Source organism: Klebsiella ornithinolytica (genome assembly GCF_030505655.1).
Lineage (GTDB): Bacteria > Pseudomonadota > Gammaproteobacteria > Enterobacterales > Enterobacteriaceae > Klebsiella > Klebsiella ornithinolytica.
In genome coordinates this window covers 962,041-985,643 of record NZ_CP130153.1, presented here as the reverse complement: position 1 = coordinate 985,643, position 23,603 = coordinate 962,041, and the positions used below count along the sequence as shown (strand labels likewise).

15 protein-coding genes and 1 riboswitch are annotated in these 23,603 nt (G+C 58.7%); of the genes, 1 reads left to right on the top strand and 14 read right to left on the bottom strand.

Translation table 11 applies throughout. The features are described 5' to 3' along the window. Positions 1 to 43 precede the first annotated feature (43 nt). The 3 genes from cbiB to amiC all read right to left on the bottom strand — a co-directional run bounded on the left by cbiB (position 44) and on the right by amiC (position 3,754). Positions 44 to 1,003, bottom strand: coding sequence for an adenosylcobinamide-phosphate synthase CbiB (gene cbiB / locus Q1L34_RS04730; RefSeq protein WP_069476468.1), 960 nt, complete (start codon positions 1,001 to 1,003; stop codon positions 44 to 46). A gap of 157 nt (positions 1,004 to 1,160) precedes the next feature. Continuing rightward, positions 1,161 to 1,322: riboswitch (cobalamin riboswitch) on the bottom strand. 78 nt (positions 1,323 to 1,400) lie between these two features. Beyond that, on the bottom strand, positions 1,401 to 2,486 hold the full coding sequence (gene cobD / locus Q1L34_RS04725) for a threonine-phosphate decarboxylase CobD (protein WP_327204377.1): 1,086 nt from the start codon (positions 2,484 to 2,486) through the stop codon (positions 1,401 to 1,403). Positions 2,487 to 2,500: 14 nt separating this feature from the next. Further along, the gene (gene amiC / locus Q1L34_RS04720) at positions 2,501 to 3,754 is read right to left on the bottom strand and encodes an N-acetylmuramoyl-L-alanine amidase AmiC (RefSeq protein ID WP_004867059.1); all 1,254 of its coding nucleotides are present in this window, start codon (positions 3,752 to 3,754) and stop codon (positions 2,501 to 2,503) included. Positions 3,755 to 3,981: 227 nt separating this feature from the next. Between amiC and argA the strand changes: the two genes are divergently transcribed. Next, positions 3,982 to 5,313: an amino-acid N-acetyltransferase gene (gene argA, locus Q1L34_RS04715; protein WP_004867060.1), complete on the top strand. Its 1,332-nt coding sequence runs from the start codon at positions 3,982 to 3,984 to the stop codon at positions 5,311 to 5,313. A gap of 163 nt (positions 5,314 to 5,476) precedes the next feature. Here argA and recD read toward each other — a convergent pair whose 3' ends face one another. The 11 genes from recD to ptsP form a co-directional block, all read right to left on the bottom strand. Further along, positions 5,477 to 7,315 carry an exodeoxyribonuclease V subunit alpha gene (recD, locus tag Q1L34_RS04710; RefSeq protein WP_327204376.1) on the bottom strand — a complete coding sequence of 613 codons (1,839 nt, stop codon included), beginning with the start codon at positions 7,313 to 7,315 and terminating at the stop codon, positions 5,477 to 5,479. Then, a complete protein-coding gene (gene recB / locus Q1L34_RS04705) occupies positions 7,312 to 10,860 on the bottom strand; it encodes an exodeoxyribonuclease V subunit beta (RefSeq protein WP_004867065.1) in 3,549 nt (1,182 codons plus the stop codon). The genes recD and recB overlap by 4 nt, the downstream gene beginning before the upstream one ends. Next, positions 10,857 to 13,742 (bottom strand): pitrilysin, encoded by a 2,886-nt coding sequence (gene ptrA, locus Q1L34_RS04700; RefSeq protein ID WP_152292578.1) that lies wholly within the window; start codon positions 13,740 to 13,742, stop codon positions 10,857 to 10,859. The genes recB and ptrA overlap by 4 nt, the downstream gene beginning before the upstream one ends. Before the next feature lie 123 nt (positions 13,743 to 13,865). Next, positions 13,866 to 17,237 carry an exodeoxyribonuclease V subunit gamma gene (gene recC / locus Q1L34_RS04695; RefSeq protein WP_327204375.1) on the bottom strand — a complete coding sequence of 1,124 codons (3,372 nt, stop codon included), beginning with the start codon at positions 17,235 to 17,237 and terminating at the stop codon, positions 13,866 to 13,868. A 12-nt stretch (positions 17,238 to 17,249) separates the two neighbouring features. Then, positions 17,250 to 17,516, bottom strand: coding sequence for a prepilin-type N-terminal cleavage/methylation domain-containing protein (locus Q1L34_RS04690; protein WP_233471534.1), 267 nt, complete (start codon positions 17,514 to 17,516; stop codon positions 17,250 to 17,252). Between the two features lie 41 nt (positions 17,517 to 17,557). Continuing rightward, complete coding sequence (locus Q1L34_RS04685) at positions 17,558 to 17,965, bottom strand: DUF2509 family protein (RefSeq protein WP_015585841.1); 408 nt, start codon at positions 17,963 to 17,965, stop codon at positions 17,558 to 17,560. Continuing rightward, a complete protein-coding gene (locus tag Q1L34_RS04680) occupies positions 17,962 to 18,519 on the bottom strand; it encodes a prepilin peptidase-dependent protein (RefSeq protein ID WP_228304442.1) in 558 nt (185 codons plus the stop codon). Before Q1L34_RS04680 ends, Q1L34_RS04685 begins: the two co-directional genes overlap by 4 nt. Beyond that, complete coding sequence (locus Q1L34_RS04675) at positions 18,516 to 18,983, bottom strand: prepilin peptidase-dependent protein (RefSeq protein WP_015585839.1); 468 nt, start codon at positions 18,981 to 18,983, stop codon at positions 18,516 to 18,518. Before Q1L34_RS04675 ends, Q1L34_RS04680 begins: the two co-directional genes overlap by 4 nt. Before the next feature lie 469 nt (positions 18,984 to 19,452). Next, positions 19,453 to 20,247, bottom strand: a complete 795-nt coding sequence (gene thyA / locus Q1L34_RS04670) for a thymidylate synthase (protein ID WP_004867088.1) — start codon at positions 20,245 to 20,247, stop codon at positions 19,453 to 19,455. A gap of 6 nt (positions 20,248 to 20,253) precedes the next feature. After that, the gene (gene lgt / locus Q1L34_RS04665) at positions 20,254 to 21,129 is read right to left on the bottom strand and encodes a prolipoprotein diacylglyceryl transferase (protein ID WP_004867092.1); all 876 of its coding nucleotides are present in this window, start codon (positions 21,127 to 21,129) and stop codon (positions 20,254 to 20,256) included. Positions 21,130 to 21,350: 221 nt separating this feature from the next. Further along, positions 21,351 to 23,597 (bottom strand): phosphoenolpyruvate--protein phosphotransferase, encoded by a 2,247-nt coding sequence (gene ptsP / locus Q1L34_RS04660; protein ID WP_004867094.1) that lies wholly within the window; start codon positions 23,595 to 23,597, stop codon positions 21,351 to 21,353. Positions 23,598 to 23,603 lie beyond the last annotated feature (6 nt).

The window sequence follows — 23,603 nt, the reverse complement described above, 5'->3', positions numbered from 1 at the left end:
TGCTGCTACTGCCCCGCTGCCAGAAGGCCATGCGGATCTCTTTTCAGGCCATCCCTGTCCATAGATACCGCGCGGCCATAAACATCACCAGCGCCAGCGTCGAGGCGACCCACATCAGACGCAGGGCACGGGGAATATCCTCGACCGAAATATCGCGTACGGCGTCGCCAATCCAGGGTTTGTCCACCCGCTGGCCAAAATAGTCATTCGGGCCGCCGAGTCGGACGCCTAACGCGCCGGCGACGCTGGCTTCCGACCACGCGCAGTTGGGGCTGCTGTGTTGATAGCGATCGCGCCAGCCAATACGCAGGGCGCCCGCGCCATCATAGCGACATAGCCACGCCGCGAGGCTGAACAGCAGCCAGCTCAAACGCGCGGGAATACAGTTCGCGACATCGTCAAGGCGGGCGCTGACCATACCAATAGCGCGATATTTTTCATGTTTATACCCCACCATGGAGTCGAGGGTGTTGACCGCTTTATAGGCCATCGCCAGCGGCGCGCCGCCCAGCAGCAGGAAAAACAGCGGCGCAATAATGCCATCGACGGTGTTTTCTGCAACCGTCTCCACCACCGCGCGATTTATCTGTTCAGGCTGGAGCTGTGAGGTCTCGCGCCCGACAATCCATGAGAGCTTTTCCCGGCTTAGCGCCACATCGCCCGCGCGCAGCGGGCGTTCGACTTCACGAGCGGAATCCGCAAGGCAGCGGCCGGCCAGGACCGTAAAGATCATCCACACTTCAACGCCCCAGCCTAGCCAGGGATGGAGACTTGCCGCCAGTTTCAGTACGCTCCAGGAGAGGAGCCAGGTCAGACCGACCACCGTCAGCCACATCAGCGCGCCGCCGATGCGCAGCGCGCGGTCGCGATGGCAATAGCGGCGCACGATACGTTGAGTCAAGGTGATGAGATTGCCGATCCAGCGCACCGGATGCGGCCAGCGCGGCGGGTCGCCGATGATAAAATCGAGAATCCAGGCCACGCACCAGGCAAGTAACGTCATCGCCCGGGCCTCGTTGCCGCCCGCCAGCGGGCGGCAATGGATGAATGGAGTCGTACCGCCATACCCTGTTCCTGTTCAGAGTGGTCGGGGTGTAAAGGTGCGCCTGACGCCGTCTTGCGACGGCACGCATCTGAGCAACCCACTTCCCACCGAAGTTGTTGGTAATGACCGACAGGCAGGTTTTCTGGCTTAGCGTCATCCTCGCCCGCCCTTCCCGGATTCGCGGCCGGTGGTATTTACGGGGTTGTCAGCATCACAGCAGCGGGGGCTGCGGAGGCGTTTCACCCCCTTCCCTTGCACCTGTTGGTTACCCTGCTGCATCCGGACTCTCGTCAGATCGGGTGTCTGAAGCAACAGGCGGGCTATTATGCCATACGGATGAGCCGGTCGCTTGCAGTCAGAGGGGGGCGGAAAGGATGGCGCTGAGCGCCGTAAGCAGCCGTTGATTCTCCTCAGGGCTGCGAATCGCCACGCGGTAATAACCGTTTCCCAGTCCCGGATAGTTAGCGCAGCTGCGAATCAAGATATGCTGCTGCAGCAACGCCTGCTGCAGATCGGACTCCGGGAGATGGCAACGTAAAAAAAGATAGTTCGCCCGCCCCGGATACACGGTCAGGCCAGGAAGCTGACGGAGAGCCTGATAAAATCGGCTTCCCTCCTGCGCCAGCCATCGCCAGGTGGCCTGCTGATAGGCGCTATCCTTGAGCGCTATTTCCCCTGCCAGAGCGGCAAACGCGTTGATCGACCACGGCATTTGCTTTTCGCGCAGGCGGGCTACCGCCCGTTCATCGCTGTTAACCAGATAGCCCAGACGCAGGCCGGGAATGGCGTAGAATTTGGTGAGTGAGCGGAGCACCCAGATATGCGGATTATGCTGTAGAAAGGGGATAAATCCCGGCTGGTCAGGAATGAAATCGATAAACGCTTCATCAAGAATAAGCGCGATGCCGGCGTCCCGGCAGCGGGCGGCAATCGCGTCAAGCAGCGGGCGTGCCGGCAGCAGGCCGGTCGGATTATTGGGCGTACAGAGGAACAAACAGTCCAGCTCTGGCGTCAGCACGTCGAGAATCGCGTCGGTCAACTGCCAGCCATCCTCTTCACGCAGCGCGAACTCGAGGAGAGTGCAATCGACCGTCTGCAGCGCGCGGCGATATTCTGCAAAACCAGGTTTCACCACCATCGCCGTGTGCGGCTTCAGCCCGTGAACGAGCGTAAAAATGGATTCGGTTTCGCCATTGCCTGCCAGGACCCACGATGCGGGAATACGGTGGTGCTCCGCCAGCGCAAGGTGCAGCTGCTGGTATTCAACGTCAGGGTAGCGCTCCGCCAGGGCAAGATTATCGATAAGCGCCCGTCTGACGCTCTCGGGCATGCCAAGAGGATTAATATTGGCGCTGAAATCCCGCAGCTGCTGCGCCTCAATGCCCAGCAGCGCAGCGGCTTCTCGGGTATTACCGCCGTGCACGCTCTTCAGTAGCGCCATCTCCCGCTCCCGTGTTATCCGCGCCTTGCCAGCGTGGCGCCATCGGCGAAGTAGGCTTTAATCCCCGCCAGTATCGACTCAGCCACCTGCTGCTGGAAAGTCGCCGTTTTCAGCTTACGCTCTTCTTCTACGTTACTGATAAACGCCGTCTCCACCAGGATCGACGGAATATCCGGCGCTTTCAGCACCGCGAAGCCCGCCTGTTCGACCTGGTTTTTATGCAAATTATTGATTTTTCCCATTTTTTGCAGCACCGCCTTACCAAACTTCAGGCTATCGGCGATGGTCAGCGACTGCACCATATCGAACATCGTATGGTCGACATAGCGATCGCCGCTCTTGCTGACCCCCCCGATCAGGTCAGAGGCGTTCTGGGTCTGCGCGAGGAATTTCGCGGCGGTACTGGTGGCCCCTTTGGTCGACAGGGCAAATACCGATGAGCCTCGCGGCTGTCGGCTGGTAAAGGCATCGGCGTGAATCGAAACGAACAGATCGGCGCGCTGCTTTTGTGCTTTGGCCACGCGAACCTTCAGCGGAATGAAGACATCTTCATTGCGGGTCATGTAGGCGCGCATGTTGCCCTCTTTTTCGATCAGCGCCCGTAGCCGACGGGCAATCTGCAGCACCACATCTTTCTCACGGGTATGGTATTTGCCGATCGCGCCGGTGTCTTCGCCGCCGTGGCCCGGGTCAAGCATGATCACAATAGGTCGGTCGCGCCCGGCTTTACCCGGCTTCGGCCCGCTTTCTGCCGGCGGGACCTGACGGTCGAGATCGCCCTTGTTGTAATCTTCCAGTAACGCCAGCAGCGGATCCTGAACATCGGTGGCGGTCGCAGGATAGAGATCCATCACCAGACGTTCTTTAAAGCCGGCCACCGGTGCCAGGGCAAAGAGCTGCGGCTTGATGTTCTGTTTGAGTTCAAAGACCATGCGCACGGTTTGCGGATCAAACTGGCCGACGCGCGCGGACTTAATATAAGGGTCATCATCGCGAATACTCGCCCCCATGCCTTTTAGCACGGAGTTAAGATTGACGCCTTCCAGATCCACCACCAGCCGTTCCGGATTGCTCAACGCAAACTGCCGATATTTCAGCACATGACTGGATTCTACCGTAACGCGCGTATAGGTTGACGACGGCCAGACGCGTACGGCGACGACCTGCGCGGCGGCCGCTAAACCCAGCGGGCTGACGCTCATTAACCACATTGCGCCCGCCCCCTGTAAAAAACGACGGCGGCTTAATCCTGACTTGTATCCCGGCATGCCACTCCCAAGCAATAAAACGTATTCGTACTCAAAACAGACAGATTGACCGGAAACTTTAACGAAAGCTGCATAACCTGTCATCAATAAAAGGGTAAACAATCTTAGGCAGTACGCATTTGATCACAGATTTTTATCAGTTTCGTCGCAAATTTAGACTTGCGTTTAACGCCAAAACAGAATAAAAATACACTAATTACGAATAATCATGCATTGAGGGTTGGGTCATGGTGAAGGAGCGTCGCACTGAACTGGTAGAAGGATTCCGCCATTCTGTCCCCTATATTAACGCTCATCGGGGAAAAACGTTTGTCATCATGCTCGGCGGCGAAGCAATCGAGCATGAGAATTTCTCCAGTATTGTCAATGACATTGGCCTTTTGCATAGCCTGGGCATCCGCCTGGTGGTGGTCTATGGCGCACGCCCGCAGATTGATGCCAATCTGGCAGAGCATCACCACGAACCGGTCTACCATAAACAGACCCGCGTCACCGACGCCAAAACCCTCGAACTGGTGAAACAGGCTGCGGGCATGCTGCAGCTGGAAATTACCGCGCGTCTGTCAATGAGCCTGAATAATACCCCGCTGCAGGGCGCCCATATCAACGTGGTGAGCGGAAACTTTATTATCGCTCAGCCGCTGGGCGTCGACGACGGCGTGGATTATTGCCATAGCGGGCGCATCCGCCGTATTGATGAAGAGGCGATCCATCGCCAGCTGGATAACGGCGCTATCGTGCTGATGGGCCCGGTTGCCGTTTCCGTCACCGGCGAAAGCTTCAATCTGACCTCGGAAGAAATTGCCACCCAGCTGGCCGTTAAGCTGAAGGCGGAAAAGATGATCGGTTTCTGCTCGTCGCAGGGGGTTTACAACCAGGATGGAGTGATTGTTTCCGAACTGTTCCCCAACGAAGCTCAGGCGCGTGTGGAAGAGCTGGAGGCGGAAGAGGATTACAACTCCGGCACGGTGCGTTTTCTGCGCGGTGCGGTTAAAGCCTGCCGCAGCGGCGTGCGGCGTTGTCACCTGATCAGCTATCAGGAAGACGGGGCGCTGCTGCAGGAGCTGTTCTCACGCGACGGTATCGGCACCCAGATCGTCATGGAAAGCGCCGAGCAGATTCGCCGCGCCACCATTAACGATATCGGCGGTATTCTTGAGCTGATTAGCCCGCTGGAGCAACAGGGCATTCTGGTGCGCCGCTCCCGCGAACAGCTGGAGATGGAAATCGATAAATTCACGATTATTCAGCGCGATAACACCACGATTGCCTGCGCTGCGCTCTATCCGTTCCCGGAAGAGAAAATCGGCGAAATGGCCTGCGTCGCGGTGCATCCGGACTATCGCAGCTCATCGCGCGGGGAAGTGCTGCTGAACCGCATTGCCACCCAGGCGAAGCAGATGGGATTGAGCAAATTGTTTGTCCTTACTACCCGCAGTATTCACTGGTTCCAGGAGCGCGGCTTTACGCCGGTCGATATCGATCTGCTGCCGGAAAGTAAGAAAGAGATGTACAACTATCAGCGTCGCTCCAAAGTCATGATGGCCGATCTCGGCTGATGTCACCGCCGCGGATCGCGGCGTAAACGCCTTATCCGGGCGACCTCTCCTCCGCCCCCCGGAGCCAGCTCATCTCACATTTTCCCCGGCTAAGCGCTGCGCCAGCCGGGGAAACCGCTGGCGGTTGAGCCGGCGATCCCCGGCTAGCGGCTGAAGGTTAAAGTTACACGCCGCTGGCAAAAATGTCCGCCAGCCCGCTGCGCCGCTCGGTACGGGCGACGATGGACTGGGTTAGCACCTGTTCATCGGCATAAATCGAGAGCCGCTGTTTTGCCCGCGTGATCGCGGTATAGACCAGCTCGCGGGTGACCAGCGGTACGATTTTGGCGGGCAGAATCAACGCCGCATGGTCAAACTCCGACCCCTGCGATTTATGCACCGTCATCGCCCAGGCGGTGTCGTGCTCCGGCAAACGACTTGGCTGCACCGATTTAATGCTGCCATCCGGCATCGGGAACCAGACCCGCAGCCCCTCCCCTCGTTCCAGCGCAATACCGATATCGCCATTAAACAGCCCCAGCGCGCTGTCGTTGCGGGAAATCATCACCGGACGCCCTTCATACCAGCGTGAATGCCTCGGCAGCGTTATCGCCCGCCGACGGTTAAGCATCTGCTCCAGCTGTTCATTCACCCCGCTGACGCCGTAAGGGCCGTCGCGCAGGGCGCACAGTAGCTGAAATTCACCAAAGGCGGCGATCAGTGCCTCCGGCTCGGCCCGCTCGCGAAGCAGCTGCAAATAGCGACCGTATCCTTCCTGCGACTGCTTTAGCATGACTTCATACTCTTCAGTCGTACTCAGCGGATGCAGCACAATATCCTCGAAGTCCTGGCGTAACGTCGCTCTGACGCCGTGGCGATCGCCGTTGTTCACGGCGCGAGCCAGGCTACCGATGCCGGAATGACTGCCAAAACGATAGCTTTTTTGCAGCAGGCACAGGCTGTCGCGCAGCGCGCCGGCGACATCACTTTCTCCCGCCGGCACCGGGTGGCCGGTCAGCCTCTCCAGCTGCGCCGCACGTCCGGCGGTATAGCCGGCATTGACCCAGGCACAAATATCCCCGAGCACCGCTCCAGCCTCCACCGACGCCAGCTGATCGCGGTCGCCGAGGAAAATAACCCGCCCGTGCTCCGGCAGGGCATCAATCAGCCGCGCCATCATCGGCAGGTCAATCATTGAAGCTTCATCCACCACCAGCACATCGAGGTGCAGCGGATTACCGGCGTGGTAGCGCATCCGTTGGCTGCCGGGCTGAGCGCCCAGCAGACGATGCAACGTGCTGGCTTCGGTAGGTAACAGCGCCTTCTGCTCATCGGTTAGCGGCAGGCGACGCAGCGCCTCCCCCAACGATTCCGTCAATCGTGCCGCCGCTTTCCCGGTCGGCGCCGCCAGTCGGATACGGCAGCGCGGTTGCCGGGTTGTCTGAATCAACGCCGCCAGCAGTCTGGCGACGGTGGTGGTTTTTCCGGTGCCGGGACCGCCGGAAATCACCGAAATACGGCGGGTCAACGCCACTGCGGCGGCAACTTTTTGCCAGTCGATCTCATCGCTGGCGGGGAACAGCGCGTCCAGCGTTTGGGCCAACAGGGCCTCGTCAACGTCCACAACCTGGTTAGCTTCGTTGAAGAAGCGGGCGACGGTCAGCTCATTACGCCACATCCGGTTGAGATAGAGTCGGTCGCCGCACAGGACGATCGGCGTTGGACGTTCGCCACCGCTGACCGCCTCCGAAGCAAGCAGCAGCGCGGACCAGTCATCGGGGACGCCCGCCTGGGCCAGCAGCTGTTCACGCAGTTCGTTGGTTTTACCGCTCAGAAACTCGTCCGTCCGCAGACGCGCTATCGGCAGGCAAACGTGCCCTTCGCCGGCATCACGGCTGAGCACCGCCGCCGCCAGCTTCACCGCCGGATGCGCCTCTTGCGCCACCATCAGGGCAAACTGCACATCTAACGGGCGCAGCAGGCGCTGACTGGCCGCTTCCAGCAGCAGTTCATCCATCGTCATGACAGAACCTCCTGAACGTCTCCGGCAAACAGCGCATCGAGACCGTCAATCAGCGGCTGCGCGGGACGGGTGGTGAAAATGCCCTGCTCGCCCCCCTGCCCGTCCATGCCGCGTAAAAAGAGATAAATCACGCCGCCAAAATGGCGTTCGTAGTCGTAGTCCGCAATACGGTGTCGCAGGTAGCGGTGCAGCGCCAGACTATAAAGCTGGTACTGCAGATCGTAGCGATGCGCCCGCATCGCCTGTTCCATCGCCTGACGGGTGTAGGCCTCGCGGTCCTCTCCCAGCCAGTTCGATTTATAATCCAGCAGGTAATATCGGCCGTTATGGCGGAAAACGAGGTCGATAAAGCCTTTTAACATCCCGCGGACCTGGCGGAAGTCGAGCGGCGGGCAATCTACGGAGAGCGGATCGTAGCGGCGAATCAGCGCGTCCAGACGCAGCGGTTCCAGCGGGCGTTCGATCGGCAAATAGAAGGCCATTTCGACCTGCTTATCCATCGCGGAAAGTTGGTTCAGCGCAATCCCGGCCCCCGGTAACGGAGTCCGGAGCACGTCATCCAGCCACTGCGTCAGCACCGGCGTCCACTGCTCACCGAAGCCGCCGGACTGCAGCTTTTCCGCCATCCAGTCAGCAGGCACCGGTTGGGTAAAATCGAGATCTTCAAACAGGCTGTGCAGGAATGTCCCCGGCGATGCGCCGCGCGGAAACTGATGCGGCGTAAGCTGCGGTTCTGCGGCGACGTCACCGACGCCGGCGGCATCAACGTCAAGACGCGGCAGCAGATCCTGAGCCGCGCTCTGACCATGCTGCTGTAATCCGGAATAGCTGGTCACCCGCCAGTCATCGCTAACCTGACGCTCAAGGCTCCTGGCGGACAGCGGCGGCAGCGTCTCCTGCGGCGCCTGCCAGGGCGTAGCATCCGGCACTGTGGCCATTTGCAGCGCGATATCTTCGCCGCAGAAGGCTTGCAAACACGCAGCCAGCCCGGCGGCATCCATGGCTTCGCCGCCTTGTAGCAGGCGCCCGAGCGCGCTCTGATGAAAATCGCTGGCGCCGGGTTTGTCGCTGCGTCGGGTGCTCAACGGAGCCACGCCGAGACTGCAGTGCCAGACCGCGCGGGTCAGCGCGACGTACAGCAGACGTAAATCTTCCGCCAGGCGCTCCGCCTCCGCCAGCTCCAGACTGCCCTCATCCTGACCAAGATCGAGCACCGCGGCAAACGAGTCGCGATCGTGATAAAACGCCTGATCCTGTTTGCGGAAACGAGCAATAAACGGCAGCCAGACCAGCGGGTATTCCAGCCCCTTTGATTTGTGGACGGTGACGATTTGCACCAGATGCTTATCGCTTTCCAGGCGCATCTGCTGACTGGACGCATTGCTGTCCGGTTCGGCGATATGCTGCGTCAGCCAGCGCACCAGCGCATGTTCGCTTTCCAGCTGGCTGGCCGCCTCCTGCAGCAGTTCGCTGATATGCAGGATGTCGGTTAAACGGCGTTCACCGCCGACCGTCACCAGCAGGTTTTCCGCAATCTGCCGCGCGCTCATTAGCGCCCGCAGCATCGGCATCACCCCGCGCTGGCGCCAGATTTGCCGGTAGCCGCTGAACTCTTCAACCAGCGCGTCCCACGCTCGTTCATCCTGGTTGAGGCGTTCAATATCCAGCGCATTCAAGCCGAATATCGATGTTGCCAGCGCACTGCGTAGCGTATTTTCTCGTTCGGGAGCCAGCACCGCCTGCAGAAGCCATAAAATCTCCTGCGCTTCCGGCGTGTCAAAAACGCTATCGCGGTTAGAGAGATACACCGACGGGATCGCCAGCGCCCGTAAGGCCTCCCGGATCAGCGAGGCTTCCTGACGGTTACGTACCAGAACCGTGATATCGGAGGCCTGAACCGGCCGGGCGGCGTTGTCGTTACGCCAGAGCAACGCGCGCCCCTGTTGACCGGCGCTTAGCCAGTCGCGAATTTGCGCCGCGCATAGCTGCGCCATAAACGTCTGATAATCACCGGATCCCACCGCCTCGCCCGGCATCAGCCAGATGTTCATGGCCGGAACCGCGTCGTTATCTACGGTAAAGCGCAGCCCGTGGTTTTTCCCGGCCGGCCTGACCGGCAAGAAAGGGATCTCCCGGAACATAAAGGGGTTATCGCTCAGGCTGAACAGGCGGTTAACGCTTTCAACCATCCCGGGAGCAGAACGCCAGTTGGTATCCAGCGTATAGTGAGCCGCCACATCGCCACGCGCTTTCATATAGGTGAAAATATCCGCGCCGCGGAAGGCATAGATGGCCTGCTTGGGGTCGCCGATTAACAGCAGCGCCGTCTCCGGCTGCTGCCGCCAGATACGGCGGAAAATTCGGTACTGCTGCGGGTCGGTGTCCTGAAATTCATCAATCATCGCCACCGGGAAACGCTGACGAATGGCGCTGGCCAGCGCTTCTCCGCTCTCGCCGCGCAGCGCATCATCCAGCCGGCTGAGCATGTCATCAAAACCGAGTTCGCCGCGCCGACGCTTTTCCCGGGCGACCGCTTCGCGGATCTCCACCATCGCCCTGGCGATAACCAGATCCGTCAGCGTCAGCGGAGAAGCCAGCAGCTCTTCAACCGCACTGAACAGTGGATGCACCGGCGGCTCACCGCCTGCTTTGGTTCGTTCATGTAAGAAGGGCTGCGAGAATTTCTCCAGCGCGTCAGGAAGCTGGTAGCCGAGCGTCTCTTCCTGCGCCCAGGCGTTGATTTTCTCTATCCACTTTCCCTGGTTGCCGCGATTGAATTTGCGGCGGTCGAGACCGGAGTTCTCCAGCACCGCCTCAATCTCTGCAACCTGTTCCCGCCACTGTGTTTTCATGGCGTTAATTCGCGCAATGATTTGCTGATGGCGTTCGGCCAGCGTCTCTTCTGCCGCCGGCGGGGATTTGAGCTGCGGGGCTTCGCCCTGCAACCAGCGATCGAGGGATTTCAACAGATCGCGCGGACCTTTCCACGCTTCATGAATGACGGCGGCGATCTCCCGCGGCAACGGATAGCAATGTCGACGCCAGAAGTCGGCGCAGGCCTGGTAACGCAGCCGGGATTCATCTTCGATCAGCTGCTGCTCAAAGAGCATCCCTGACTCAAAGGCATTGAGGCTCAGCATTCGCTGACAAAAGCCGTGAATGGTAAATACCGCCGCTTCGTCCATCTGTCGTTCCGCCAGCAGCAGGGTATTCGCCGCCTGGTTCTTATCCGGAATTTCAGCCAGCAGAGCGCTATAGAGGGGATCGGTCGCGCTGTCGCGCAGGCAGGCAATACGCAGCTCGTGGATATTGCTGCGAATACGGCCGCGCAGTTCTTCGGTGGCCGCTTCGGTGAAGGTCACCACCAGCAGCTCTTCCACGCTGACCGCACGAGGAAAGGCGGATTCCCCGCCAAGTCCCAGCAGTAGCCGCAGGTACAGTGCGGCGATGGTAAAGGTTTTTCCGGTGCCCGCAGAGGCTTCTATCAGGCGCTCGCCCGTCAAGGGCAAGCGCAGGGGATCCAGAGACTCGGCGGTTTCGGTCATTCGTTCTCTCGCATCAGGGGTAAGGATTTCTGCAACGCGCTGACGCTTTCCCAGACTTTGCCACCTTCAGGGTGGACGTAATCGGTCTTGCCATTCTGGCTGCCGGAAATCTGGGACAATATCGCCATGCCTTGCGGAACCACCACCGTCTGATGGAAGAAATCGGCAAGTTTTTGCGGCGTCAGCAGTTTAATCTGAGCCACTACTTTATCACGTGAATCGAAGCGCATATTACCGCGATCGAAATCTTTGCTCAGCTGCGAGGCTTCGCCGCCCAGCGTTTGCGGCGCCTGGGTCATCTGACTTATCACCGCCTGCTGGATCTGCGCAAACTCTGCCGGGCTCATCGCCCGCAGTTTAGCTTCCGCGGTCGGGAAGAAGGCCTGGAAGCGCTGCCAGAGGAAAGCAGGCTGTTTATCGCTGCTTTGCAGCAGGAAGCCCATCCCCCACTGGCGCCCGACGTTCATCGGGAAAGCAAACACCGCGTAGCCAAGCTGCTCTTCGGTGCGCAGCTGGTTATAGAACCACGGCTGAATAATCTGCCCGAGCAGGGAGCTGGCGGCGGAGCTGCTGTATTCATCCACGTTCGGCGGGGCGAAGACGGCGGCCAGCGCCGAATCGGTGCTGTTACCCGGTTTTTCAAAAATCGCCAGCTGCTGACTGTTGATCAGGACGTCTTTGTTGCGACACCACTCATTGCCATCAGATCCCAGCTGCTGCTGGATCTGACGCGCCATGGCGGCGGACTGTTCGGCGGTGAGGTTGCCAATCACCAGCAGCTCCGGGCGCCCTTTCGCTTTCAGGTTGTCACGATAGGCCAGCACCTCTTTCAGGCTAATTGACGGCAGCAGCGCCCGCCGCTCCTCGCGCTGGAAATAGGGCACCTGGGACAACATCTGAACCGGCATGATCGCCTGGTCGTAGGCTTTGCCTTTGTCCGCCGAATCCATCATCTGCGCATACCAGGATTTAGCCTGCTCCAGCTGCTCTTCGGTCGGCGTATAGCTGAAATAGCCGTCCAGTAACGCGGTAAACAGCTGAGGCAGCCGCTGGGTGTAGCCATTGGCATTGACCATTAACCCGTTATTGGCGCCGGTTGAGAAGGAGATGCCGCCCACCGCCGCCTGGTTGCTGAGCTGATCGAGAGCGATGCCTGCCAGATAGTCATTCAGCGCGAACATGACCTGGCTACGGGCGCTGTCCATGGCCTGCGGATTACGCAGCACCAGCGAAACGTCAGCCTTTGGCTCGCTGGCGAAGAACTGACTGGGCGCATAGACCACCCGCAGCGTCGGCTCATCAACGATCAGCTGCGGATGCGGGTAGGCTTTATCGCTTTTAATCAGCGTAAAATCGTCAGGAATATACGGGTTCAACACCGGCAGCTTCAGGTCGATAGCGCTCGCCTTCTGCTGCCAGTCGCTAAAGGTCTGCGCGCTGATCTTGTCGACCTGATACGGCGCATTCACAAAGTAAGCGCTCTTGTTATGCGGTTCCTGCGGGCTGATATACCAGACGCGGGCATTTTGCGGCGTCATCATCGCCAGCCGCTCTTTAATCGCCTGCGGATCGTAGCGATCGGCTATGTTGACCACGTCCAGCGCATGTTCCACCGGTACGCGAATCATGGTATCCGCCAGCCATTCCACATAATCCATATCGCGGTTGATCGATGGATAGCGGAAATCAAGCGCCAGAACGTGGGACAGCTCATCGAAATAGCGTTTGTCGATGCCCTGGCTACGCAATAGGTTAAGGTAGCTGAAGATCGCCGCCGCCACTTCATCACGGTGCGCCAGACCTTTGTCGGTCAGGGTCGCCGAAATCGCCAGCACGCCGCTGTTGCCGTTGACCGCCGGATCGGAATCCGCGCGAATACCCTCGACCAGACCTTGCTGCTGCAGCCAGTCAGATAAGGTTCCCGGGCTGCGGTTACCGATCATGTAGGTCACCAGCTCGTCGGTTTTGCTGCGGAATTGCTCGCTGTTGTTATCAATACGGAATTCAACGCGCAGCACTTTGCGCGGCATTGCCGGGACATAGTGAATGATGATGCCCTTTTGCGCATCGGTCACGACCGGAACGGTGATTTCCGGTTTATTGATATTGTGGTTTGGCACCCGACCATAGGTTTTCGCCGCGATGCTCGCCAGTTCCGGCAGCGGTTTGTTGCTGTAAATGACCGCCTTCATCAGGTTCGCCGAGTACCAGCTGTCGCGGAAAGTATGCAGAGCGTCGAGCACCGGTTTACCGGGCTTGTCGCTAAGCGTCTCGAGGTTACCGCCGGAAAAATGCGATGCCGGGTGCGCCGGGTTAATGGTTTCTGCACTCACCTGCGCCATGCGCATCCCGTCACGGGTGCGCGCCATGGTCAGCTCGGCGTTGACCGCATTACGCTCGCGATCGGCATATTTTTTATCCAGCAGCGGAGCAGCAATGGCATCCGCCAGACGATCGACCGCGCCGTCAAGGGCATCGTTTTCGACTTCAAGATAGAAGGCGGTGCGATAAGGCGCGGTACTGGCATTATGGCTGCCGCCGTGCATTTTCAGAAATTCGGCGAGACTGTCCGGCTGCGGATAATTTTGCGAGCCCATCAGCGTCATGTGCTCCAGAAAATGCGCCAACCCCTGATGATCGGCGGGATCCTGCAGCGACCCCACGGGCACCACCAGCGCAGACAGTGATTTCACCGCCTGCGGATCGGAAACCAGCAGAACCACCATGTCATTATCCAGGCGAATGGCCTGATACTGTCGGGGATCTTTTTCGCTTTTACGAATGGTTTCCTGAATCGGTTGCCATCCGGTATCTGCCTGACTTAACGGCGCCCAAAGGGCAGCCAGCACTAAAATAACCTTGAACCATACACTGCGGGGCATTCACGAACCTCATCATTAACAAACTTTGCGCTGACTGCGTCAGCGTTATGCACATCAGTCCGTGATTGGTTGCGCATGATAATTGAACACCTTATTCTGCGCAATTTTTATACTATTACAAATTTATTCGGGCTGATGGAAACGAAATATCGGCAACAGGTAGCGCTGTGTTTGCGTAATAATTTCTTCATAGTAAGCCGGTTCAAGCGTGCGCCAGAGGCGTTGATACCACACATCCGTCCCTTCGCCACTGACCACCATATTACCTTCATAGACCTGAAGAAATTTGCTACGCGCTTTTTGTTGCGTCTCTTCGTCCGTTAACATGACATCCTTTTCAGCGTCATAACAGACTTTTAGCCATGCACCGCCGCTTTCTGGCAGTAACAGCAGCGGTCTGGACATGCCTTGCAGGTAACCCTCTACCAGCTGATCAAGGTACGCTTTGGCCTGTTCCTGCGCCAGCGGCGGGAAACGCCATTCGCCCTCTTTGCGCACCAGCAGCCGGCTTTCACCGGTTCCGCCGCTAGCACAGTAGACAAGGTGTTCCAGCCAAAGTTGCATCCCCTGTGCGACGCTCAGCAGCGACGGTCGCCAGCGCAGCAGGCCGTCAGATTGTACCTGCTGTAGCCACCCCGTAATGTTGACTCCGTTACATTGCAGATCGATTTCCATACTCTGCCCCGGCTGGCGGCTGGCAATGACCCGCTCCGCAAGGTTCTGCATCTCCTGACGCTGCGTCTCCCAGGCCAGCTCGCCAAAAGCACCAAAGGGCAGCTCTCCCGCGGCGCGAAAGCGACGGTACATCGTCGACGCATCCTGTTGTTCAATCAGCGTATTCAGCAGCTGCTGGTTCAGTTGATAACGGCTAAGTCCTTCGAGGGTGAACGGCTCATCATCGGGAATGTCACTCTCTTCAGAACGGAAGTTGACCCGCAGGCGCTGCTGAAAAAAGGCGCGTACCGGGTGTTGCCAGAATCGCAGCAGCTGTTCAAACGGCAGCGTTTCGATAGCCGGCGCCGGCAGCGGCTGGATAAAGTCGCTATGCGCCTCTCCCTGCTGGCTGGCAGCCGCCAGCCACTCCCGGGCGTAGCTCTGATATTCGTCATCACGGAAGTTGGCCGCATCAAAGGGCATTCGCGTATGCAGATGCGTGATATGTGTTTTGACCCGTCGCTCACTGGCGTCACAATCCAGCGCCTCATCCCCGGCCAGGCAGTGGCTCTGGCCAATATAGTCCGCCAGTTCTTGCACCAGCACCGAAGGGTAACGTTCGCTATTATCCTGAATCGAGCGCCCGATGTAGCTGATATACAATGTCTGTTCGGCGGACATCAGCGCTTCCAGGAACAGATAGCGGTCATCATCGCGACGGCTGCGGTCGCCGCGCTGCGGTTTCTGACTCATTAAATCGAAGCCCAGCGGCGCCAGCGTCCGCGGATAAACGCCGTCGTTCATCCCCAGCAGGCACACCACCTTGAACGGTATAGAGCGCATTGGCATCAGGGTACAGATGTTGATCGGTCCGGCGAGGAAGCGCTGGCTGATGCGCTGCTGGTCCAGCCGCTGCGCCAGCTCATCGCGCAATAAAGACAGAGGAACGGAGTGCTCATATTGTGCCTGGGCTCCTTCGCCAATCACCGCCTGCCATTGCTGTTCAATCAGCGCCAGCGCCGCTTCGGTGTCGCCGTCGGGCAGGAAAAAGTCATTTAGCAGTTCGCGACAAAGCGGCAGCCATTCCGCCAGCGGACGCTCCTGCACCAGCTTCCGGCGCCAGAGGTTAAGCTGCATCAGCAGCGAAGCCAGATTACCAACCAGCTCAGCGATCAGCCCGCTGGATTCATCATAGGGCAGGACCGACTGCCACTCACCCTGGCTGCTGTCCATCGCATAGCCCAGCAGCATGCGCGTGAGGCCAAAGCGCCAGGTGTGTTGCCCGGTGGCGGGGAGATCCAGTTCGCGCACATTATCGTCATCCATTCCCCAGCGCACGCCGGATTCATTAACCCACTGACGCAGATAGCGCAGCCCCTCTTCGTCAATGTTAAAGCGCGCGGCGAGCACCGGAACATCAAGCAGAGCCAGGACATCTTCGCTGGCAAAGCGGCTGTCGGGCAGAGAAAGCAGCGTAATAAACGCCTGCAGAGCCGGATGCGATTCGGTGGCGCGCCGGTCGGAAATCGCCCACGGTAGCCAGCGTTCGCCGCTGGCGCTGCCGAATACCGCCTGAATGTAAGGGCTGTAGCTGTCGATATCCGCCACCATCACGATAATATCGCGCGGCGTCAGTTCAGGATTCTCCTCCAGCATCGCCAGCAGCCGGTCATGCAGCACCTCGACCTCACGCTGCGGACTATGGCAGACGTGGAGGGTCAGGCTACGATCGTCCAGAGCAAGCGGGCGTTTGCTGTGGCTGTGGGCAAACTCTTCGGCGCTTCGCCCGGCCACTGCGGCATTGCGCAGTTCGAGGATATCCGCCTGTAAATTATGCAGCAGATTATCCGGCGTTATATCGACAAAAGCGTCCAGCTCTTCATAATGTTCCAGCCCGGCCAGCAGATAGATATAGTCACGCCCCAGCTTCCCCCAGGAGGCGAGCAGCGGATTACCGACGTCCTGTTCCCCTGCATCGTTAAACAATCCCGGCGCCTGCCCGCTATCGCGAAACAGCGGGAGTTCGCGCGGTTCACGATGATGACGGCGCTGGCGTGACATCAATTTCGCCAGAAAGGCCGGGTCTTTTATATCGCCCCAGTAGTAACGACAGGGGTTGGTGAACAGCACATACACATCGACGTGCTTGCCCAGCGCCTGCAGCGCCTGCAGATAAACCGGCGGCAGCGCCGAAATCCCGCAAATAAAAACTCGCGAAGGCAACCCGGCCGGAGGTTCATCCGCCGTTTCCAGCGTGCTGATAAAGCGCTGGTACAGATTGGCGCGGTGCCAGAGCGGCTGCCCCAGCGCAGCGGTATGTTCGACCAGCGCCTTCCATAACGGCGCCTGCCACTGCTGGGCGTCGCCGAGGCCATCGACGCGTTCATCTGCCTCCCAGCGCATCAGCCACTCCGGGCGATAGACCAGATACTGGTCATAGAGGTCGGCGACCCGGGCTGCCAGCTGAAACAGTTTGCGCTTGTCGCTATCGTCGCTGAGATAGTGGCGTAGCAGCGTAAAAGCCTCATCGTCAAGACGCTGCGGCAGGAGGGTCATCAGTTTCCAGCTCATGCTCTGCTTACTGAAGGCGCTTTCCCCGGGGATATCCGACAATACGCGGACAAACATATCCCAGATAAAGCTCGCCGGGAGCGGGAAGTCGATATTGGCGGCAATACCAAACCGTTTTGCCAGCGTCATCTGTAGCCACTGCGCCATCCCGGTACTTTGCACCAGCACCATTTCCGGTTTGAAAGGGTCATCCAGCCGCTGGCGCTCGACGATAAATTCCATCAACGCTTCAAGAACATCCAGACGGTTTGAGTGGTACACCCTTAACATATTCGCTCCTGACTACTGACTGACCGGGCAATGCAGCCGGGTCATCTGCACCCGTTTATCAACGGGCATGGTGATCGTTACCGTGATGCTGACACATCTGGCCGCCGATGTCTGCAAGCGGGTAACGGACCCGCCGGGTGGAGTCTCCGGAGGGTTCATCTGGCCATAGCGCCACGCGTCGCGCCACAGCTGGCGATATTGATTTAACTGGATAAAACCATTGGCCAGCCCACGCTGGTAGCCGCCAAGGGCGGTCACCACCATAACCAGTAACGTCATCGCCAGCAGCGTTTCCGGCAGGCTAAAACCTTTTTCATGGTTCACGGCATCCGACACAGATTCGCCTCCGTTAGTGGACAAAAGTCGCTCCAGCCGTGGGGAGAAAAGCGCACCACGCCCTCTTCAATACGACCAGATTGCCACAGCAAAATGCGACCGCCGCTGGCGATTAACAGGACGGAGGCATCGTCAAAAATGCGCAGGCAGACGCGCCAACCCTCGGCAGCAGAATCACGGCAGGCGTTGGCATCGTGTACCGTCCACGCCAGAGTTTTTCCCCACTGTAGCGCGGAGTGCGCTCCAGCCGTTTCGCGGATCGCCTGAGTTTCACCCGCGGTTTGCGCCAGCAGAGAGCGCTGCTGCTGGTTCAGCCCTTGCAATAACATACTGCCAAGCGCCAGCAGCAAAAGCACCATCAGCAAGGAGGAGGCTCCCCGTTGGCGGTTCATAAGTTATACCCGGTCACGCGATATTCCGCCTGGGCCGAAATACGGCGATCCGCAACCGCGTGCGCCGCCAGCGTGACGCTGAGCTCCGGAGCAAATCCGGCGATATCCTGGCGGGTAACCTGAAAATGGGTCACGTTGAGTGCGCCGGGATTCGTCATTTTTTCCCATCCCCCGTCGCTGCAGCTGGTCGCACCGCGCCGCGTTTCCAGCGCCCCGTTGTTCAAACGAAATCCTGTCGCATCAGATGTCGCTTCCGGCATGGCATCCCACGCGCCGTTGCTATTACTATCCCAACGGACGAGCGCACAGCGCCCCCCGCTGGCAATCAGCAACGGTTGTCCTTCGCACTGCCCGGCGCAATAGCCCGCCCGCTGGAGATGTTTTGCTACCGTATATACGCGCTGCCAGAGTTCGTTATCCAGCGACTGCTGCTGCGTCTGCCGCAGCGCCTGCCGTTGCAGGGCAGGCAGAAAACGCGCTGCGCCCATCAGTAAAATCGCGCCGATGGCCATTGAGATAAGCGTCTCGGCCAGCGAAAAACCCCGGGGAATCAGAGGCACGATGCGTTCTCCTCGTTGCGGCACAGGCGAATTCGCCCCCAGCCAGATACGATAATATTCCAGCTCCCCTCCGCGCTTTGCAGCCGGATATGCCCGGCCCAGGCGCTGTTACGCAACCCGTAAAAACCTAACCCCGGCGTGATGTGGCTGAGCGCCACTTCCGGCCAGCGCGGCCGCAGCGTAAACGGCGTTGCTGTCGCACACTCAGCCAGCGCATCCTCGGCGCTCAGACACCAGCCGCCGCCGCTTTGCCCCACGCTCACCAGCCGGTTGCGGTTATGCCAGTTGGCGTCGTCGCGTAGCAGCACCAGATAGTCGCGTACCTGGCTGGCGGTTTGCCATAAGCGCTGTTGCTGCTGCCAGCTCTGCCAGCCATACAGCCCCCCTGCGCTGAGGATAAGTACCAGCGTCAGCGTTATCAGGGTTTCAATCAGGGTGTAGCCACGTTGTCTGTTCATCCCGCGAGTATGGGGAAAAAACGGCGCGGAGACGACGGGCAAAATAGCCTTTCACGAGGCGTGTCGAAGCCAGACATCAGGTTTGCAGACGATTGCAGAAAATCAGGGAGCGTGTTTGCGCAGGCAAAAAAAACCGGCGCCTCAGGTACGAATGCCGATCGTTTGAGGGGCGGCTGACCGATCCGGCAAAGGTGTAAGAATCCGTCATCTCAAAGAGATTGCCGATTTTTATCCGGCGCTGTCAGGTTTTCAACACTTCTGCAGGCGAGCCTGTCCTGGAGATTGTTGTTAAGCCGGGGATGTCGTTTTTACGCTGGTTTGAACGCAAGGGGTCATCGCGCCAACCACCGTTTACCGGCATCGCCCTGCCTGCGATAAAGCAAAAAAAAAGCTGGTCACCTTTAAGTGACCAGCATTAGCGCCTCAGGCACCGGTTTTTATCTCTCTACGACATCCTGTACCGGGCGAATTAAATCGCCACCGGCGCTTTAATGCCCGGATGCGGGTCATACCCTTCGATGTCGAAATCTTCAAAACGGTAGTCGAAAATCGACGCCGGTTTGCGTTTGATGACCAGCTTCGGCAGTGGACGCGGTTCACGGCTCAGCTGCAGATTCGTCTGTTCAAGGTGGTTGCTGTAGAGGTGAGTATCCCCACCGGTCCAGACAAAATCACCGACTTCCAGATCGCACTGCTGGGCGACCATGTGCACCAGCAGCGCATAGCTGGCGATGTTAAACGGCAGGCCGAGGAACACATCGCAGGAACGCTGATACAGCTGGCAGGAGAGTTTGCCATCTGCGACGTAGAACTGGAAAAACGCGTGACACGGCGCCAGCGCCATTTTATCCAGCTCGCCCACGTTCCACGCCGAAACGATGATGCGACGTGAATCCGGGTCGTTTTTCAGCTGTTCCATCACGGTGCTGATCTGGTCGATATGGCGGCCGTCCGGCGCAGGCCAGGAACGCCACTGTTTGCCGTAAACCGGCCCCAGATCGCCATTTTCATCTGCCCACTCGTCCCAGATAGTGACATTGTTTTCATGCAGATACGCGATGTTGGTGTCACCCTGGAGGAACCACAGCAGTTCATGGATGATGGAGCGTAAATGACAGCGCTTGGTCGTCACCAGCGGGAAGCCTTCCTGCAGGTTAAAACGCATCTGATGGCCGAAGATGGAGAGAGTGCCGGTACCGGTGCGGTCATTTTTTTGCGTGCCCTCGGCGAGCACTTTCTGCATCAAATCAAGATACTGTTTCATGGTTCCTCAAGAAGTTTGTTGCTGCGGACGACGACGGTACGCCCAGACCATCATAATGATACCCGCAAGCACCATTGGGATCGAAAGAATCTGCCCCATGCTGATGTACTGTACCCATTCGCCGGTGAACTGCTGGTCTGGCTGGCGGAAGAATTCCACGATAATACGGAACAGGCCGTAGCCAATCAGGAACAGACCGGATACCGACCCGGTCGGGCGCGGTTTGCGGATAAACAGGTTCAGAATCAGGAACAGGACGACCCCTTCCAGCGCCAGTTCGTATAGCTGCGAAGCGTGACGCGGCAGTGCGCCGTAGGTATCAAACAGCGATTGCCATTCCGGATGAGACGGCAGCAGCGCCAGATCTTCCGCGCGCGAGCCGGGGAAAATCATCGAATAATGGAAGCTCGGATCGACGCGTCCCCACAGTTCACCGTTGATAAAGTTGCCCAGACGCCCCGCCCCGAGGCCAAAGGGGATCAGCGGGGCGATAAAATCGGAGACCTGGAAGAAAGTGCGTTTGGTGCGTCTGGCAAAAATGATCATCACGAGGATGACGCCAATCAGGCCGCCGTGGAACGACATGCCGCCGTCCCAGACGCGGAACAGATACAGCGGGTCCTGCAGGAAAACCGGCAGATTATAGAACAGGACGTAGCCGATGCGGCCACCGAGGAAAACGCCAAGGAACCCGGCATACAGCAGGTTTTCGACTTCGTTTTTGGTCCAGCCGCTGCCCGGACGGTTGGCCCGACGGGTGGCTAGCCACATCGCAAAAACAAACCCGACCAGATACATCATCCCGTACCAGTGGAGGGAGACCGGCCCAACGGAAAATATGACCGGATCAAAATCCGGAAAATGCAGGTAGCCACTATTCATCTGTCACCATAAAGACTTGTTATTCCGCCGAAAGTGGACAGCGGTGATCATACACGCCCGACCTATACGGGTGCTCCAAGGGGGCGAATAATAGCATAAGGTTAATTCGCTGGCCGTGCCGTTGTTGTAAAAGATATGTATACGGATGCTAACGGCCGTCGCGCGGCAGGTTAATCGCTACGCCCGGGGTACGGCCTCAAAGCCTTACCCGGGCAGATGCACTAGCGGCCGCCGCGGATCAAGCCGCCCAGACCGCGTCGCTCCATGAAGGCCGCCACCTGATGACGAACCTCGGTGGCCATCTGCGCTTCAAGGCTGCGACGCGACAGTTCCTGAGCTTCGGCAATATCGATCCGTCGCAGCAGGTATTTGACCCTCGCCACCGAACGACCGTTCATGGACAGATGGCGATAGCCAAGACCAATCAGGATCGTCACGCACATCGGATCGCCCGCCATTTCACCGCACAGCCGCAGATCAATACCGAAACGTTCGGCATCATGCGCAATCATCGCCAGCGCCCGCAGCACCGCGGGATGCAGGCTGTCATACATGCTGGCAACCCGGGTGTTGTTGCGATCGACGGCGAGGATATACTGAGTCAGGTCATTGGTCCCTACCGAGATAAAATCGACGCGACTGGCGAGATTCGGCAGCATAAAGACCATCGAAGGCACTTCCAGCATCACGCCAAGACGCGGGCGAGGAATAGCGTAGCCAATCATCTCTTCGACTTCACGGCTGGCGCGATCGATCAGGCGACGCGCCTCATCGACCTCATCAAGACTGGTCACCATCGGCAGTAAAATACTCAGATTGCCGGTGGCGGCATTGGCACGCAGCATGGCGCGCACCTGGATGAGAAATATTTCCGGCTGATCGAGAGTAATGCGGATACCGCGCCAGCCGAGGCACGGGTTCTCTTCGCTGATCGGCATATACGGCAGCTGTTTATCGGCGCCGATATCCAGCGTACGCAGGGTCACGGGCTTTTCATTAAACATCTGCAGCATGCCCTGATACTGGGCGACCTGCTCCTCTTCCGACGGGAAACCGCTTTGCAGCATAAACGGGATTTCCGTGCGGTACAGGCCGATGCCGTCGATAAAGTTGCCGAGTTTTTCTTCATGTTCCAGGCTCAGGCCAGCGTTCAGCATGACCTTCACCCGCTCGCCGCTTTTCAGCTCGGAAGTGTGTTCCAGATCGTCTTCCGCCAGCCGGCTGAGTTCGTTCTCTTCGCTGACCAGACGCTGATATTCTTGCAGCAGCGCCGGTTCCGGGTCGACCAGCAGTTCGCCGCGGTAGCCATCCACCACCAGCATGTGGCCGTGGAGCAGCGAAGGCTGAATATCGGCCCCCATAACCGTCGGGATCCCCAGCGCCCGCACCATAATGGCGGCATGGGAGTTCGCTGCGCCATCGCGGACGACAACGCCCGCCAGCCTGTCCTGCGGAACTTCTGCCAGCGTCGTCGCTGACAGCTCGTCGGCCACCAGCACAATACGCGCCGGCCAGGTGTTAGGCCCCTGAATCGTATCATCGAGATGGAAAAGCAGACGCTGACCCAGCGTACGCAAATCGCCGGCCCGTTCTTTCAGGTACCCGTCGCTTAACGCGGCAAACTGTTCGGCGAACTTCTCGATGATCTTTTTCACCGCCCATTCTGCCACCGCGCCTTTGTCGACTTCGGCAAACAGCTCGCGACGCAGACGCGCGTCGGACAAGAGGTGTGAATAGAGATCGAAGATCGCCGAGGTCTCTTTTTGCGCCCCGGCGGCATAGCGCTTACTGTAGCGTCGAAACTCGTTCGCCGCCTCTTCCAGCGCACCGGTCAATCGTTCGCGTTCGGAAGCGGTATCAAGCGTTGATGCCTCATACACCTGCTCCATGAGCGGCAGACTGATGTCCATCCAGCCTTCGGCAATAGCCACCCCGGAGGAGGCGGGCAGCGCGCGAATACGCGTCTGTCGATACTGGCCAAACAGCGCGGTCAGCTGAGACTGGGAAAGAATAGCGGCCATTTGCGTCGCCAGGGTGACGAGAAACGACTCTTCGCTTTCATCAAACTGACGCAGCTCACGCTGCTGCACCACCAGCACACCAAGCAGCTGACGCCGCTGGATAATCGGGACGCCAAGAAAGGCGCGGAAGCGATCCTCTTTGACGGCAGGAATATATTTAAAGCTGGGGTGTTTTTGCGCATCGGCAAGGTTGATAGGCTCCGCAAGGCGCCCGACCAGGCCAACGAGGCCTTCGTCAAACGCGAGCGCGACGGTACGCCCGCGAGGTTTTTTCAGCCCGCGAGTGGCCATAAGGTAATAACATCGTCGGTCGTGATCGGCCAGGTAAACCGAACAAACTTCCGTTTCCATCGCTTTGCAGATATCGGTGACCAGGATATCCAGCGCCTCGTTTAAACGCGGCGCACTCGCGACCTTCTCGACGATTTCTCGTAACCGAGTGAGCATAATATG